Here is a 15,015-nt window from a genome sequence, read left to right on the forward strand (position 1 = left end):
GCTGCCGTCAGAGATGTCGATTCGAACACGAGGTGACACCATGCCCAGCCCCCGCCCCCTCTCCCCCGCCATCGCCGCCGCCGGTCTCGTGGGCGGTTACGCCGTGGCGCGGTGGACCAAGAAGCGGCCGTTGGGTGGGGTGGTGCTGGCTGTGGCCGGTGGGGTGGCGGCTCGGGAGTGGCAGCGGGTGGGTGGGGGCAAGGCGGCTGTCGGGTTGTCCGCCGCTTACGTGGCCGCGTTCGCCGGGTCGCATCCGCTGGCCAAGAAGGTCGGGGCCTGGCCCGCCGTGTTCTCCGTCGCCGGGGGGATGGCCGCCGCGTCCTGGGCCGTCACCCGCGGGCAGGGCTGAGCAGCCGCCGTCGTCACCCGCGGGCAGGGCTGAGTCAGCGCCGCCGTCGTCACCCGCGGGCGGGGCTGAGTCAGCGCCGCCGCCGTCACGCGCGGGCAGGGCTGAGCCTGTCTGAGACGGCCGTCAGCCGCCCACCGCCCGGCTGATCGTGTGGATCGCCAGGCCGGCCAGGGCGCCCACGACCGTGCCGTTGATGCGGATGAACTGGAGGTCGCGGCCGATGTTGGCCTCGATCTTCTTCGAGGTCTGGTCGGCGTCCCAGCCGGCCACCGTGTCCGTGATCAGGGAGGTGATCTCGGGGCGGTAGGTGGTGACCAGGTGGGTGGCGGCCTGTTCGAGCCAGCCGTCGACCTTCTGCTGGAGGTGGGGGTCGGAGGCCAGGCGCTTGCCGAGGGAGATCAGGGAGGCGCGGGCGCGGAGGCGGAGCTGGCTGCGGTCGTCCTCGGCCGCCGCGAGGATGAGGGCGCGGACGGAGGCCCAGGCGGAGGCGATGACGTCCTGGACCTCGGGGCGGGTCAGCAGGTCGGACTTGAGGCGTTCGACGCGGGCGCGGGTCTCCGTGTCGGACTGGAGGTCCGCCGCGTAGTCCGTGAGGAAGCGGTCGATGGCTCCGCGCGCCGGGTGCGCGGGCATGTCGCGCATCTCCGTCACGAAGCGGAGCAGCTCCTTGTAGACCCGCTCGCCGACCTTGCGGTCGACGAAGCGGGGGGTCCAGCCGGGGGCGCCGCCCTGGACCGCGTCCATCACGGAGTCGCCGTGGGTGACGAGCCAGTCGTGGGCGCGGGCGCAGACGAGGTCGACCGCCCGGTGGTGCGCGCCGTCCGTGACCATGCGGTCCAGGGTCTTGCCCAGGCCGGGGGCGACCTCGGCCTGGTCGGCGCGGCGGGTGATCGCCTCGCCGACGACCGCCTGCACGTCCGCGTCGCGCAGCACCGTCAGCGCGCCCCGCAGGGCCGTCGCGGCCTCCGAGGTCACCCGGTCGGCGTGTGCCGGTTCAGCCAGCCAGCCGCCCAGGCGGCGCGCCACGCCGAGGGTGCGCAGCCGGCCCCGTACGACGTCGGCGGAGAGGAAGTTCTCGCCGACGAAGGAGCCGAGCGAGGCGCCCAGCTGGTCCTTCTTGGTGGGGATGATCGCGGTGTGCGGGATGGGGAGGCCGAGCGGGTGCCGGAAGAGGGCCGTCACGGCGAACCAGTCCGCCAGCGCGCCGACCATGCCGGCCTCGGCCGCCGCGGCGACGTATCCGGCCCAGGCGCCCGCGCCGCTGTTCTCCGCCCAGGTCGCGAGGGCGTACACCACCGCGACCAGGGCGAGGAGACCCGTCGCCAGGGCCTTCATCCTGCGGACGCCTCTGCTCTTCTCCTCGTCCGCAGCCGTGTACGAGAAACTCACCATGCCAGCCCGACCTCCCTGCCCGCCTCCATCAGGGGCCTACTTCAGGGACTCCCGGCGGTCCTCACGAGTTCCCCCGTACATCTTCGCGATCACGGACTCGATGTCCGGTTCCCGCACCGAGAGGTCCACGAGCGGGTACGCCTCCGCCACCGCGGCCACCAGCGGGGCGGCCGACGCGGAGGCCGGGAAGGCGAGGTACTGGCGGGGCCCGTCGGCCCGGACGAAGCGGGCGCCGGGGACGTCCTCGATCGGCGGGAGCTCCCGCGCCAGGTCGACCACGAGCATCCGCTCGCCGTCGCCGGCCTCGTGCAGGCCGGCGAGGTCGCCGTCGTACATCAGCCGCCCGTGGTCGATGACCATCACCCGTGAGCAGAGCTGTTCGATGTCGGTGAGGTCGTGGGTGGTGAGGAGGACGGTGGTGCCGCGTTCGGCGTTCAGTTCGCGGAGGAAGGCGCGGACCCGGGACTTCGAGACGACGTCGAGGCCGATCGTCGGCTCGTCCAGGTACAGCACCTCCGGGTCGTGGAGGAGCGCGGCGGCGATGTCGCCGCGCATCCGCTGGCCGAGGGAGAGCTGGCGTACGGGGACGTCGAGGAGGTCGCCGAGGTCGAGCAGGTCGACGCAGCGGGCGAGGTTCTCCCGGTAGCGGTCGTCCGGGATCCGGTACATGCGGTGGACCAGGCGGTACGAGTCGCGCAGCGGCAGGTCCCACCAGAGGGTGGTGCGCTGGCCGAAGACCACGCCGATCCGGCGGGCGAGGCGGGTGCGCTCGCGGGCGGGGTCGATGCCGGCGACGCGGAGGCGGCCGCCGCTGGGGGTGAGGATGCCGGTGAGCATCTTGATGGTGGTGGACTTGCCGGCGCCGTTCGGGCCGATGTAGCCGACCATCTCGCCGCGGTCCACGGTGAACGAGATGCCGTCGACGGCCCGGACCTCCCGCTTCTCCCGGCGGAGGACGCCTGACCTGCGGCGGACGGTGAAGGTCTTCTCCAGGCTGTCCAGTGCGATGAGGGGCGTTCCGGGGGGCGTTTCGAGGGGCGTATCGGGGGGCGTATCGGGGGACGTTTCGAGGGGCACGTGGGGCCTCAGCTTCCTGTCGATCGGTAGGAACGGACGCCCGCCCGCCACGCCAGGCCCGCGAGCCCGCAGCAGACCAGGGCGACGGGCGGGGCGGCGAAGGCCGCCCAGGACGGCAGCCCGGCCGGGGCGGGGCGGCCGAGCACGTACAGGGCGGGGAGCCAGTTCACGAAGGCCAGCGGGACGACGTACACCACGCCCTTCACCAGGTCCTGCGCGAAGACCGTCGGCGGGTACTGGAGCAGCGTGTTGCCGCCGTACGTGAACGAGTTGGTGACCTCGGCGGCGTCCTGGAGCCAGAAGAGCGCCGACGCGCCCAGCACCATCACCGCCATGAAGATGACGGCGCCGCACGCCACCATCCCGGGCACCATCAGGGCCTTCCCCCAGGTCCACGCCACCTCGTCGCGCAGCAGCACCAGGCTCCACACCAGCACCATCAGTCCCTGGAGCACCCGGCCGAGCCGGCGCAGCGCGAACTTGTCCGCGGCGACCTGCGCGAGCAGCGGCGCCGGACGCAGCAGGAACACGTCGAGCGAGCCGTCCCGGATCCGCCGCCCCATCCGCTGGAGCGAGCCCATGGTCAGGTCGGCGATCCCGAAGGCGGTGCCGGTGGTGCCGTACAGGAAGGCGACCTCGGCGAAGGAGAAGCCGCCGAGCCCCTGGACCTGGCCGAACATCAGCAGGATGACGACGAAGTCGAAGAAGGTGACGCAGAAGGAGGTGACGAGGGTCAGGGCGAAGGAGGTCCGGTACGCCATCGTGGAGCGGATCCACATGGCGGCGACCATCCGGTACGTCCGCAGGGCGTCACCCGGGCCGGAGCGGTACGGGTCCCCGGTACGGAGCCGCCCGGTCGTCGTGCCCTCGCTCAGGAGCTGCTCAGCCACCCTGCACCACCACCTTGCGGGTCGCCGCCGCCTGGGCCGCCCGGCCCGCCGCCAGCAGCAGCGCGAGCCAGCCGAGCTGGAAGCCGTAGGCGCGCAGGAGGCCGGCGCCGTCCCCGTACCGGCCGAGGTAGACGTCGGCCGGGACCTGGAGCAGGGCGGCCCAGGGCAGTGCCCGGGCGACCTCGCCGAGGGCGCCGGGGAAGACGGTCAGCGGGAGGAGCATCCCGGAGAAGAAGAGGCCGGTCAGCCAAGCGATCTGGACCACGCCCTGGCCGTCGAGGAGCCAGAAGGCGCTCATCGCCACCAGGTACCAGAGCGCGAAGGAGACGAACGAGCCGAGGGCCACCGCGAGCAGGAACGCGGCCCAGCCGGCGGGACCGTCCGGAAGGGTGAACCCGAAGGCGGCCGCGCCGATCAGCAGCGGGACGGCGCCGCGGCCGAGCAGCTGGTATGCGGAGCGGCCGGCGTTCGCCGCGCACCACCAGCCCTGCAGGTCGGCGGGGCGGTAGAGGTCGACGGCGATGTCGCCGGTCCTGATCCGTTCGATCAGCTCGTCCTCGAAGCCGCCGCCCATGAGGCCGCAGACGGTGATGAGGGCCTGGCCGATCCAGACGTAGGCGAGGGCGTCGGACATGGAGTAGCCACCGAGCTGGGGGCGTTCGGCCCACAGCGCGATGTAGGTGTACGAGAAGACGAAACCGAAGACCGTGTTGGTGAACAGGCCCGCCAGCGTGGCCACCCGGTAGGTGGCGTGCCGCCGGAAGCCGCCCGCGGCCACGGTCGCGTACAGCCGCAGCATGGAGCTTCCCTTCAGGGGGTCGGAAGGCATGCGGAAGACGGCATGCCCAGGACGCGGGGGGGCATGCCGGAAAGCAGGACGAAGCGCACGACCCTAGTGGTCCCGGACACACCACCGCGAGCGGTTTTCCCGACGGATCTGCCGCCGCTCACCCCTCGCCTTCGGGCGTTTCGACCGCTTTGTGTGCACTATGTGATGCCATGTCCCCTTCCTTGCGTTCCTCCTCCCCCGCCCCACCGCCCCCCGAGCCGGGCGGCGCGGATCCGGGCTGGGAACCGAGGGACCCGACCCTCGCCGCACCCCGCGCCGGCGCCCGGCCCCGGGCCTCCCTCCCCCGCCGCCTGCTGCGCGCCGCCGCCGGGCTGGTCCTGCTCGGCGCGGTGCTCCTCGGCGGCGCGTTCGTGGCCGGCTACCTGCTCGTGGACATCCCCGCCGCCAACGCCGCCGCCGTCGCCCAGTCCAACCTCTACCTGTACCGCGACGGCACCGTCCTGGCCCGCGACGGCGAGGTCAACCGCGAGAACGTCCGCCTCGACCGGATCCCGCTCCCCGTCCGGCAGGCCGTCCTCGCCGCCGAGGACCGCGACTTCCACACCTCACGCGCCGTCGACCCCAAGGCGATGGTCCGCGCCGCCTGGAACACCCTCAACGGCAAGGGCCGCCAGTCCGGCTCCACCATCACCCAGCAGTACGTGAAGAACTACTACCTGGGCCAGGAGCAGACCCTCACCCGCAAGGCCAAGGAGTTCTTCATCGCGATCAAGCTGGAGCGCGAGAAGACCAAGGACGAGATCCTCCAGGGCTACCTCAACACCAGCTACTTCGGCCGCAACGCCTACGGCGTCCAGGCCGCCGCCCACGCCTACTACGGCAAGGACGTCGAACGCCTCGGCGCCGCCGAGGGCGCCTATCTCGCCGCCCTCCTCAAGGCCCCCAGCGCCTACGACGTCACCACCCGCCCCGAGAACCGCCCGGCCGTCCTCGCCCGCTGGGCCTACGTCCTCGACGGCATGGTCAAGGAGGGCTGGCTCACCCCCGGCGAGCGCGCCGCCCTCCGCTTCCCCGACCCGCAGACCGCCCGCCCCGCCACCGGCCTCTCCGGCCAGCGCGGCTACCTCGTGCAGGCCGTCGAGGAGTACCTGACCGGCCGCGGGATCGTCGACGAGAAGACCCTCGCCGGCGGCGGCTTCCGGATCGTCACCACCCTCGACCCCGACCGGCAGGCCGCCCTCGTCCGCGCCGTCGAGGAGCGCGTCACCCACCGCCTCGACCCGGCCGCCCACCCCGCCGACCGGTACGTCCGCGCCGGCGCCGCCGCCGTCGAACCGGCCACCGGCCGCGTCGTCGCCCTCTACGGCGGCGTCGACTACACCGAGCAGTACGTCAACAACGCCACCCGCCGCGACTACCAGGTGGGCTCCACCTTCAAGCCCTTCGTCTTCACCGCCGCCGTGCAGAGCGGCGCGCAGACACAGTACGGCGAGCCGATCACCCCGTACACGCTGTACGACGGCACCGACCGCCGCCCCGTCGAGGGCTGGCCCGGCGCCCCCTACGACCCCGCCAACGAGGACGGCGAGAGCTACGGCGAGATCCCCGTCGGCGTCGCCACCGACCTCTCCGTGAACGCCGTGTACGCCCAGATGGCCGTCGACGTCGGCCCGGCGCACGTCCGCCGCACCGCCGTCGCCCTCGGCCTGCCGACCACCACCCCCGACCTCACCGCCTCCCCCTCCATCGCCCTCGGCCCGGCCACCGCCAGCGTGCTCGACATGGCGCAGGCGTACGCGACGCTCGCCGCGCACGGCCGGCGCGGCGACCACACCCTGGTCGCCGCGGTCAGCCGCGACGGCGAGCCCCTGGCGCTGCCCTCCGCCGAGCCCCGGCAGGCCGTCGGACGGGAGGCCGCCGACACCACCACCGCCGTGCTGCGGAGCGTCGTCGAGGCGGGGACGGGCACGGCGGCGCTCGCCGCCGGACGACCGGCGGCCGGCAAGACCGGCACGGCCGAGGACGACAAGGCGGCCTGGTTCGCCGGCTACACCCCCGAACTCGCCACCGTCGTCGCGCTGATGGGCCAGGACCCCGAGAGCGGCGCCCACGAGCCCCTCTACGGCGCCCTCGGACTCCCCCGGGTCAACGGCGGCGGCCCCCCGGCCGAGATCTGGGCCCGCTTCACCCGCGAGGCCCTCGCCGACGCCCCCGTACGCGACTTCGACCTGCGCCTGATGCCGGGCGCGGAACTCCCCGAGGTACCGCCGGTCCCGGACGGCCCCGAGGAGGAGGACGGCGACTGGTACGAGGTCGGCGAGGCGGGCCCGGGACCGGCGAAGCCCCGCAGACAGGCCCGTTAGTGCCCCGAGGTCGCCTTCAGGCCCACGACGGCGACGAGCAGGAGACAGACGAAGAAGATCCGAGCGGCGGTCGCCGGCTCGCCGAGCACCACCATGCCGAGCACCGCCGCGCCGGCCGCGCCGATGCCGACCCAGACGCCGTAGGCGGTACCGATGGGGAGGGTCTTGGCGGCCTGCGACAGCAGCACCATCGAGGCGACGATCCCGGCCGCGGTGAGGACGCTGGGCCAGAGCCGGGTGAAGCCCTCGGTGTACTTCATCCCGATCGACCAGCCGACTTCCAGCAGACCCGCGACGATCAGAAGGACCCAGGCCATGACGACGACACCTCCGCGAGACGGACAACAGGAGTGCGTCGTCTTTTCGCGTGACCCGGTACGGCGCGTCTCGTCGGGGTGGTTCCAGCCTAGCAAAGAACGGGCAAAGGCCCTGGTGACACCGGTCACCAGGGCCTTCGGCCGATCCACGTCCTCCAGGTACAGCGCGTACTCGTCCTACAGGTACAGCCCGTACTCGTCCTACAGGTACAGCCCGGTCGAGTCCGAGGACTGGAAGCGGTCCGCCGCCACCGCGTGCAGATCCCGCTCCCGCATCAGCACGTAGGCGATGCCCCGCACCTCGACCTCGGCGCGGTCCTCGGGGTCGTACAGCACCCGGTCACCGATCTCGACGGTCCGGACGTTCTGCCCGACCGCGACCACCTCGGCCCAGGCCAGGCGACGGCCGACCGCGGCGGTCGCCGGGATCAGGATCCCGCCCCCGGAGCGCCGCTCCCCCTCCGGGGAGTCGGTGCGGACCAGGACCCGGTCGTGGAGCATCCGGATGGGCAGCTTGTCGTGGGTGTTCTCGCTCACGGGGACGAACCTACCGGCCGCGCTCAGCCCTTGCGCCGCCGGGAGGAGGACACCAGCAGCCCGACGACCGCGACGGCCACCAGGGCGGCCGGGACCACGCGCTCCAGGCGCGGGGCGCCGTCCTCGTGGGTGAAACGTGCCTTCACGTCCGAGACGACGCGGTTCACGGCGACGAACGCCCGTCCGGCCGTCTCGTCGACGGTCGAGGCGACCCTGGCCCTGGCGTCTCCGATGATCGTCTTCGGGTGCATCCGAATGCCGATCTCGTCGAGCGTGACGGCGAGCTGGTCGCGCCGGCGGACGATGTCCGCCTCGATCTGCGCAGGGGTCCTGGCGTCCGACACCGCGCTGCCTCCGTAGTCGTGTTCCGGTCGTTGACGGCCAGTCTGTCAGTTCCGCCGCCGGGAGGCTGTCCCCGACCCCCATTAGGCTCATCGCGTACGCGCACATCCCCGAGGAGAGCGAGCCATGAGCGAGCGACTGCAGCCGGGCGACACCGCCCCCGCCTTCACCCTGCCCGACGCGGACGGCAACGAGGTCTCCCTCGCGGACCACAAGGGCCGCAAGGTCATCGTCTACTTCTACCCGGCCGCCCTCACCCCCGGCTGCACCAAGCAGGCGTGCGACTTCACCGACAACCTCGACGTGCTGGCCGCGGCCGGCTACGACGTCATCGGCGTCTCGCCCGACAAGCCGGAGAAGCTCGCGAAGTTCCGCGAGAAGGAGAACCTGAAGGTCACGCTGGTCGGCGACCCCTCGAAGGAGGTCCTGGAGGCGTACGGCGCCTTCGGCGAGAAGAAGCTCTACGGGAAGGTCGTCACGGGCGTCATCCGCTCGACGGTCGTGGTCGACGAGGACGGCAAGGTGGAGCACGCCTTCTACAACGTCAAGGCCACCGGTCACGTCGCCAAGATCATCCGCGACCTGGGCATCTGACCCACCGCCTTCTGGGCGCGGCGCCCGGCCAGTAGCATGGCCGGGCGCGCGAGCGGCCGTGGTGGAATTGGCAGTCACGCTGGGTTTAGGTCCCAGTGGGGTAACACCCGTGGGGGTTCGAGTCCCCCCGGCCGCACACGGAGAAGGGCCGTCCCTGCCGGGCGGCCCTTTCGCGTGCCCCCGCCGACGTGTCGGCGAACCGGCCCGGTCCTCTTTCTTCACCGAGACGCGTGCATTCTGCATCTAGTCGCGCGCCGGGGGCGTGACTAGCGTGACGCGTACCGTTACCGGCCGCGAGCGGGGGGTGTTCCGCGGCCGTTTCAGCACGGTCTCGCCGTCTGACTCCCCATGTGCCGTAGGCGATCCACCGGCGACGCGGGACCAGAGGGAACGAGAGAAGACGGCATGCCCGAGCACGCCCCGCATTCGATGCGGCTGCCCCTGACCGCCGGACAGTACGGAATCTGGTTCGCCCAGAGACTCGCCCCGACCAACCCGACCTACATCACGGCCGAGTACACCGAGATCCACGGCCCCCTCGACGTCGACGCGCTGTGCCGCGCGGTGCGGAGCGCGCTGGCCGAGGCGCAGTGCCTGCACGTCTCGTGCGGCGAGGACGGCACGGGACCGTGGCAGGTGGTCGGGGTGCCCGAGGACGTCCCGGTCGCGGTCCTGGACCTGAGCGCGGAGGGCGACCCGCGGGCCGCCGCCGAGCAGTGGATGCGCGAGGAGATGGCGACGCCGGTCGACATGGCCGAGGGCCCGCTGTTCACCCAGGCGCTGCTGCTGCTCGGCGGGGACAGGCACCTGTGGTACCAGAAGTTCCACCACCTGGTGATGGACGGCTACTCCCACACGCTGATCACCACCCGGGTCGCCGGCCTCTACGGGGATCTCGTCGCCGGCCGGGAGCCCGCTCCGCCCGTCTTCGAGGGGCTGCGGGACCTCGTGCGGGACGACGCCGCCTACCGGGCCTCGCCGGCGGCGGAGACCGACCGGGAGTTCTGGCGGACGACGATGTCGGGCGTCGAGCGGGTGGCGTCGCTCTCCGAGCGGACCGCGGCCGTGGCCGACGGGTCCCTCCACGACACCCACCACCTCCCGCCGGCGGACTTCGACCGGCTGCGCGGCGCGGCACGCTCCCTGCGGACGCACTGGAGCAGCCTGCTCATCGCCGCGCTCGCGGCGTACACCCACCGCCTCACGGGCGCCGACGACATCGTCCTGGGCCTGCCGGTGACGGCGCGGAGGACACCGGCCGGGCAGCGCACGCCCGGCATGGTGTCCAACGTCGTGCCGCTGCGGCTGAGCGTCTCCTCCGGCATGGCGCTGTCCGAGCTGGTCCGGCACGTCGTCACGCGGACGCGGCTCGCCCTCAAGCACCAGCGGTACCGCTACGAGGACATCCGCCGGGACCTCGGCCTCCAGCGCGACGGCGCGCTGTGCGGGCCGCAGGTCAACGTGATGGCCTTCAACGACGACCTGGCGTTCGGCGAGGCCACCGGCCTGTCGCACATGCTGGCGACCGGTCCGGTGGAGGACCTCACGCTCGCCGTGCTCCCCCGCGAGGGCAGCCTGCGCCTGGTGCTGAACGGCAACCCCGACCGGTACACGCCCGCCGAACTGGCGGGGCACCTCAGGCGCTTCCTGGGCGTCCTCGACGCGCTCGTGGCCGACGCCGGGCGGGTGCTGGAGGACGTCGACGTCCTGGACGCGGCGGAGCGCGAGCAGTTGCTGGGCTGGGCCCGTTCCGGAGGCACCGCCGAGCCGGGCACGGGTGTGCTGCCCGAGGCGTTCGAGGCGCGGGCCCGCCGGTTCCCGGAGCGCACCGCGGTGACGTGCGAGGGGGAGGCGCTCGCTTACGGGGAGCTGAACGCCCGGGCCAACCGGCTCGCGCGCCGGCTGATACGGGCCGGCGCGGGCCCGGACCGCCACGTGGCGCTCGCCCTGCCCCGTTCGCACGATCTCGTCGTGGCGCTGCTCGCGGTCCTGAAGTCGGGCGCGGCCTACGTCCCGGTCGATCCCGACTATCCGCCGGACCGCATCACCCACATCCTCGGGGACGCCCGGCCGGAGCTCCTCGTCACCACCCGCGCGGTGGCGGCGCGTCTGCCCGACGACGGACGCCCGCGCGTCCTGCTCGACGATCCCGGCACGCGCGCGGAGCTGGCCTCGTACGCCTCGCACGACGTCCGGGACTCCGAGCGGACGGTCCCCCTCACGGGCGCGCACCCGGCCTATGTGATCTACACGTCCGGGTCCACGGGCAGGCCCAAGGGCGTGGTGGTGGCACACCGGAACGTGCTGAGCCTGTTCTCCTCGGCCCGGACCGTCTTCGACTTCGGCCCGCAGGACGTGTGGACCCTGTTCCACTCCTACGCGTTCGACTTCTCGGTCTGGGAGATCTGGGGGGCGCTGCTGCACGGCGGACGGCTCGTGGTCGTCCCCTCCGGGGTGGCCCGCTCGCCGGAGTCGTTCCTCGCGCTGCTCGCCTCCGAGGGGGTGACGGTGCTCAACCAGACGCCGTCGGCGTTCTACCAGCTCATGCGGGCGGAACGGGACGCGCCCGGGCTCGGCGGGGAACTGGCGCTGCGCTACGTGGTGTTCGGCGGCGAGGCGCTGGACCTCGGGCGGCTCGCCCCGTGGTACGAGCGGCACGGCGACGAGGCGCCCCGGCTGGTCAACATGTACGGGATCACCGAGACCACGGTCCACGTCACGCACCTGCCCCTGACGGCGAAGCTGGTGGCGGACGCGCCCGGCAGCCTCATCGGCGTCGGCCTGCCGAACATGGAGGTGTACCTGCTCGACCGGACGATGCGGCCGGTCCCGGCGGGGATCACCGGCGAGATCTACGTGGGCGGGCCCCAGGTGACGGACGGTTACCTGCACCGGCCCGAGCTGACGGAGCAGCGGTTCGTCCCGCACCCGTTCGGCGCCGCGGGGGCGCGGCTGTACCGGACGGGCGATCTGGCCCGCCGGCTCCCGGACGGGATGATCGAGTACCGGGGGCGGGCGGACGACCAGGTCAAGGTCCGCGGCTTCCGCATCGAGCTGGGCGAGGTCGAGGCCGCGCTCCGGGCCCTGCCCGAGGTGGCCGACGCCCGGGCCCTGGTGAGCACCGACGCGGTCGGGGACGCGGTCCTGCGGGCCTACGCGGTCGCGGCGCCGGGAGCCGCTCCCGATCCGGGGGAGTTACGCGCGGCCCTGCGGGTCTCGCTTCCGGGCTACATGGTGCCCGCGTCCGTCGCCGTCCTCGACGCGTTCCCGTTGACCGCGCACGGAAAGCTGGACCGCGCCGCCCTGCCCGCCCCCGCTCCGGCGCGCTCCGGGACCCCGGCGCCGGCGAGGGATCCGCTCGAACGGCGGATCGTGCGGGCGTGGAGCGGGGTGCTCGCGGACGCGGCCGCCGACGGCATCGGCATCGACGACGACTTCTTCGACCTGGGCGGCGACTCGTTCAAGGCGGTCAGGGCCGCGCGGGACATCGGCCATCACGCCTCGGCGATCGACGTCTTCCAGCACCCGACGCCCCGTCGGCTCGCCGCGTACCTGCGCACGGCGGACCGGGAGGCCGCGGCGGACCGCTGGCTCCGCACCCTGACGCCGGCCGGGTCCACGGCGCCCCGGCTGTCGCTGATCTGCGTCCCCTACGGGGGTGGCAGCGCCACCGCCTTCCAGCGGCTGGCCGCCTGTCTGCCGCCGGACGTGGAGCTGCGCGCGGCCGCTCTGCCCGGGTACGACCCGGCTCTGCCGGACGAGGACGGTCCGGCGCTGCGGGAGGCGGCCGAGCACCTGGCCGGGGAGATCGCCCGCACGGTGAACGGCCCGTTCGCCCTGTACGGGCACTGCGTCGGGACCGCTCTGACCGTGCTGACGGCGCGGGAGCTGGAGGACCGCGGCGCCGACCCCGTCGCCGTCCACCTGGCCGCGGCCCTGCCGGACCCCGATCCGCGCGGCTCGCTCGCCCGGCTCGAAGCGTGGAGCGACGACGCGCTGTACGCCTATCTGCGGTCCCTGGGCGGTTTCGACGGCGTCCTCGACGAGGGGGACCTGCGGCGCGTGCTGTCGCTGGTCCGCCGTGCGATGGTCCGGGGGGCGGCGTTCCAGATCGAGGCCCGGGACGGGTGGGAGAAGCTCCGCACCCCGGTCCACGTCGTGGTCGGCGACGCGGATCCGGCGACCGCGGGGTACGAGGAGGGCCACCGCGCGTGGGGCCGGTTCGCGCGGCGCACGAGGCTCTCGGTGCTTCCGGGAGCGGGTCACTACTTCGTCAAGGACAGGTCCGAGGACCTGGCGGCCCTGCTGGCCGCCGACCCGCTCGCGGAAGGACGGTGAGGGACCCTCAGCCCAGCAGCTCCCGCACCACCGGGGCGAGGGCCCGGAAGGCCTTGCCGCGGTGGCTGATGGCGTTCTTCTGCGACGGGGTCAGTTCCGCGCAGGTGACGTCGTACCCGGCGGGCTGGAGGATCGGGTCGTAGCCGAAGCCGTTGGTGCCCACCGGGGCGTGGCGGAGGGTGCCTTCCATGCGGCCCTCCACCACGCGCTCCGTGCCGTCGGGGAGGGCCAGGGCGGCCGCGCAGGCGAAGTGGGCGCCCCGGTGGGGGTCGGCGATGTCGGACAGCTGGGCCAGCAGCAGGTTCAGGTTGGCCTTGTCGTCGCCGTGGGCGCCGGCCCAGCGGGCGGAGAAGATGCCGGGGGCTCCGCCCAGGACGTCGACGCAGAGGCCGGAGTCGTCGGCCACCGCCGGGACGCCCGTCGCCTGGGCCAGTGCGTGAGCCTTGAGCAGGGCGTTCTCGGCGAAGGTGACGCCGGTCTCCTTGACGTCGGGGATCTCCGGGTACGCGTCCGCGCCGACGAGGTCGAGGTCGAGGCCCGCGTCGGCGAGGATGGCGTGGAGTTCGGTGATCTTGCCCGCGTTGCGGGTGGCGAGGATCAGGCGCTGTCGGGTCATGCCCCCGATTATCCCGGGGTGCAGACCTTGCCGATCTCGGTGGCGGCGGAGGTGATCGGGGTGATGTCGGGCGTGGCGTCGCCGTTCTTCACCGCGTCACGGACCGACTCGACGCCCTTGGTGAGGTCGTCGACGGCCTTCGAGAGGTCGGCGTTGTCGGTGGTGTTCTTGAGGTTGCCGAGCTCCGTGGAGATGGAGTTCAGGGACTCCTCGATCTGCGTGACGTCGTTGGAGGCGTTGGAGACGGCGTCCTGGAGCTTGCCGACCGAGGTGGCTATCGCGTCGGCGGTCTTCACGCAGTCCATCGCCTTGTCGAGGGCTCCGCAGCCCGTCAGCATGGTCGTGACCACGGCCGCCGTGGCGACGGCGAGGGTGGTCATGGTGCGGCGGCGCTTCACTGTTCGGGTCCTCCCCTGGCTGCGTACATTCGACGGGGCGCACGGTACGGCCGCGCGCCCCTTGCCGTAAAGGACGCGCCCGTCGGACGGACAGTTGCTCAGGGGTTTCCCCTAGGGGAAGCGCTCAGAGGGTGGCGTCGAGCGCCTTGCGCTGGAGGTCGGCAAGGTCGGCGCAGCCGGCGGCGGCCAGGTCGAGGAGGGCGTTGAGTTCGGCGCGGTCGAAGGGCTCGGCCTCGGCGGTGCCCTGGACCTCGACGAAGCGGCCGTCGCCGGTGCAGACGACGTTCATGTCGGTGTCGGCGCGGACGTCCTCCTCGTAGCAGAGGTCGAGGAGGGGGACGCCGCCGACGATGCCGACGGAGACGGCGGAGACGGTGCCGGTGAGCGGCTTGCGGCCGGCCTTGACCAGCTTCTTGCCCTGGGCCCAGGCGACGGCGTCGGCGAGGGCGACGTAGGCGCCGGTGATGGCGGCGGTGCGGGTGCCGCCGTCGGCCTGGAGGACGTCGCAGTCGAGGACGATGGTGTTCTCGCCGAGGGCCTTGTAGTCGATGACGGCGCGGAGCGAGCGGCCGATGAGCCGGGAGATCTCGTGGGTGCGGCCGCCGATCTTGCCGCGGACGGACTCGCGGTCGCCGCGGGTGTTGGTGGAGCGGGGGAGCATGGAGTACTCGCCGGTGACCCAGCCCTCGCCGCTGCCCTTGCGCCAGCGGGGGACGCCCTCGGTGACGGAGGCGGTGCAGAAGACCTTGGTGTCGCCGAAGGAGATGAGGACGGAGCCCTCGGCGTGCTTGCTCCAGCCGCGTTCGATGGTGACGGGGCGGAGCTGTTCGGGGGTACGGCCGTCGATGCGAGACATGGGACGAGCCTAGCCCCATCCGCGCGGGGTCCCGGCCCGTCCCCGGGTACGCACGAGGGGCCCCGGCCCCGCCGGCCCCGGCCCCCCTCACCCGGGGGGTCGCTGCGGCCCACAAGTCGTCGGACTCGGCGGCGGGCGGGGGCCGCGCCGGGGGGC

The 15,015-nt window shown here is 73.1% G+C and carries 14 protein-coding genes, 1 tRNA gene and 1 riboswitch; of the genes, 5 read left to right on the plus strand and 10 right to left on the minus strand.

From position 1 onward, the window contains the following. Positions 1-40 precede the first annotated feature (40 nt). Complete coding sequence (locus ACFW1I_RS11750) at positions 41-349, plus strand: hypothetical protein (protein WP_384668974.1); 309 nt, start codon at positions 41-43, stop codon at positions 347-349. A gap of 123 nt (positions 350-472) precedes the next feature. Here the strand turns inward: ACFW1I_RS11750 and ACFW1I_RS11755 are convergent, their stop codons facing one another. The 4 genes from ACFW1I_RS11755 to ACFW1I_RS11770 all read right to left on the minus strand — a co-directional run bounded on the left by ACFW1I_RS11755 (position 473) and on the right by ACFW1I_RS11770 (position 4,504). Continuing rightward, positions 473-1,741 carry a DUF445 domain-containing protein gene (locus ACFW1I_RS11755; RefSeq protein ID WP_384668976.1) on the minus strand — a complete coding sequence of 423 codons (1,269 nt, stop codon included), beginning with the start codon at positions 1,739-1,741 and terminating at the stop codon, positions 473-475. A 36-nt stretch (positions 1,742-1,777) separates the two neighbouring features. Continuing rightward, the gene (locus ACFW1I_RS11760; RefSeq protein ID WP_384669021.1) at positions 1,778-2,749 is read right to left on the minus strand and encodes an ATP-binding cassette domain-containing protein; all 972 of its coding nucleotides are present in this window, start codon (positions 2,747-2,749) and stop codon (positions 1,778-1,780) included. A 77-nt stretch (positions 2,750-2,826) separates the two neighbouring features. Further along, positions 2,827-3,708, minus strand: a complete 882-nt coding sequence (locus ACFW1I_RS11765; protein ID WP_384668978.1) for an ABC transporter permease — start codon at positions 3,706-3,708, stop codon at positions 2,827-2,829. Further along, positions 3,701-4,504 carry an ABC transporter permease gene (locus ACFW1I_RS11770; RefSeq protein ID WP_384669022.1) on the minus strand — a complete coding sequence of 268 codons (804 nt, stop codon included), beginning with the start codon at positions 4,502-4,504 and terminating at the stop codon, positions 3,701-3,703. Before ACFW1I_RS11770 ends, ACFW1I_RS11765 begins: the two co-directional genes overlap by 8 nt. A 203-nt stretch (positions 4,505-4,707) precedes the next feature. On the opposite strand from ACFW1I_RS11770, the gene ACFW1I_RS11775 reads away from it, so the two are divergent. Next, entirely contained in the window at positions 4,708-6,861 is a 2,154-nt protein-coding gene (locus tag ACFW1I_RS11775) for a transglycosylase domain-containing protein (RefSeq protein ID WP_384668980.1), read from the plus strand. On the opposite strand, the gene ACFW1I_RS11780 is transcribed toward ACFW1I_RS11775, so the two are convergent. The 3 genes from ACFW1I_RS11780 to ACFW1I_RS11790 all read right to left on the minus strand — a co-directional run bounded on the left by ACFW1I_RS11780 (position 6,858) and on the right by ACFW1I_RS11790 (position 8,059). Next, a complete protein-coding gene (locus ACFW1I_RS11780) occupies positions 6,858-7,178 on the minus strand; it encodes a DMT family transporter (protein ID WP_384668981.1) in 321 nt (106 codons plus the stop codon). The two genes, ACFW1I_RS11775 and ACFW1I_RS11780, sit on opposite strands and share 4 nt — an antisense overlap. 32 nt (positions 7,179-7,210) lie before the next feature. Continuing rightward, a riboswitch (guanidine-III (ykkC-III) riboswitch) is annotated at positions 7,211-7,284 on the minus strand. Positions 7,285-7,379: 95 nt separating this feature from the next. Then, complete coding sequence (locus tag ACFW1I_RS11785; protein WP_362176849.1) at positions 7,380-7,715, minus strand: co-chaperone GroES; 336 nt, start codon at positions 7,713-7,715, stop codon at positions 7,380-7,382. Between the two features lie 23 nt (positions 7,716-7,738). Continuing rightward, the gene (locus ACFW1I_RS11790) at positions 7,739-8,059 is read right to left on the minus strand and encodes a DUF3618 domain-containing protein (protein WP_384668983.1); all 321 of its coding nucleotides are present in this window, start codon (positions 8,057-8,059) and stop codon (positions 7,739-7,741) included. 124 nt (positions 8,060-8,183) lie between these two features. Between ACFW1I_RS11790 and bcp the strand changes: the two genes are divergently transcribed. The 3 genes from bcp (at position 8,184) to ACFW1I_RS11805 (ending at position 12,989) form a co-directional block, all read left to right on the plus strand. After that, positions 8,184-8,651: a thioredoxin-dependent thiol peroxidase gene (bcp, locus tag ACFW1I_RS11795; RefSeq protein ID WP_319010309.1), complete on the plus strand. Its 468-nt coding sequence runs from the start codon at positions 8,184-8,186 to the stop codon at positions 8,649-8,651. A 52-nt stretch (positions 8,652-8,703) separates the two neighbouring features. Then, positions 8,704-8,787: transfer RNA gene (locus ACFW1I_RS11800), tRNA-Leu, on the plus strand. A gap of 269 nt (positions 8,788-9,056) precedes the next feature. Continuing rightward, a complete protein-coding gene (locus ACFW1I_RS11805) occupies positions 9,057-12,989 on the plus strand; it encodes an amino acid adenylation domain-containing protein (RefSeq protein WP_384668985.1) in 3,933 nt (1,310 codons plus the stop codon). A 7-nt stretch (positions 12,990-12,996) separates the two neighbouring features. Here the strand turns inward: ACFW1I_RS11805 and rdgB are convergent, their stop codons facing one another. The 3 genes from rdgB to rph all read right to left on the minus strand — a co-directional run bounded on the left by rdgB (position 12,997) and on the right by rph (position 14,859). Then, the gene (gene rdgB / locus ACFW1I_RS11810; RefSeq protein WP_384668986.1) at positions 12,997-13,605 is read right to left on the minus strand and encodes an RdgB/HAM1 family non-canonical purine NTP pyrophosphatase; all 609 of its coding nucleotides are present in this window, start codon (positions 13,603-13,605) and stop codon (positions 12,997-12,999) included. Between the two features lie 8 nt (positions 13,606-13,613). After that, entirely contained in the window at positions 13,614-13,985 is a 372-nt protein-coding gene (locus tag ACFW1I_RS11815) for a hypothetical protein (protein ID WP_384669023.1), read from the minus strand. A 142-nt stretch (positions 13,986-14,127) separates the two neighbouring features. After that, complete coding sequence (gene rph / locus ACFW1I_RS11820) at positions 14,128-14,859, minus strand: ribonuclease PH (RefSeq protein ID WP_030760912.1); 732 nt, start codon at positions 14,857-14,859, stop codon at positions 14,128-14,130. Between the last annotated feature and the right edge of the window lie 156 nt (positions 14,860-15,015).

The sequence above is a fragment of the Streptomyces sp. NPDC058955 genome, from assembly GCF_042741435.1.
GTDB lineage: Bacteria > Actinomycetota > Actinomycetes > Streptomycetales > Streptomycetaceae > Streptomyces.

Coding starts and splice junctions, on each gene's coding strand:
- ACFW1I_RS11750 (WP_384668974.1), top strand. CDS start 41: ATGCCCAGCCCCCGCCCCCTCTCCCCCGCCATCGCCGCCGCCGGTCTC.
- ACFW1I_RS11755 (WP_384668976.1), bottom strand. CDS start 1,741: ATGGTGAGTTTCTCGTACACGGCTGCGGACGAGGAGAAGAGCAGAGGC.
- ACFW1I_RS11775 (WP_384668980.1), top strand. CDS start 4,708: ATGTCCCCTTCCTTGCGTTCCTCCTCCCCCGCCCCACCGCCCCCCGAG.
- ACFW1I_RS11780 (WP_384668981.1), bottom strand. CDS start 7,178: ATGGCCTGGGTCCTTCTGATCGTCGCGGGTCTGCTGGAAGTCGGCTGG.
- bcp (WP_319010309.1), top strand. CDS start 8,184: ATGAGCGAGCGACTGCAGCCGGGCGACACCGCCCCCGCCTTCACCCTG.
- ACFW1I_RS11805 (WP_384668985.1), top strand. CDS start 9,057: ATGCCCGAGCACGCCCCGCATTCGATGCGGCTGCCCCTGACCGCCGGA.
- rdgB (WP_384668986.1), bottom strand. CDS start 13,605: ATGACCCGACAGCGCCTGATCCTCGCCACCCGCAACGCGGGCAAGATC.
- ACFW1I_RS11815 (WP_384669023.1), bottom strand. CDS start 13,985: ATGACCACCCTCGCCGTCGCCACGGCGGCCGTGGTCACGACCATGCTG.
- rph (WP_030760912.1), bottom strand. CDS start 14,859: ATGTCTCGCATCGACGGCCGTACCCCCGAACAGCTCCGCCCCGTCACC.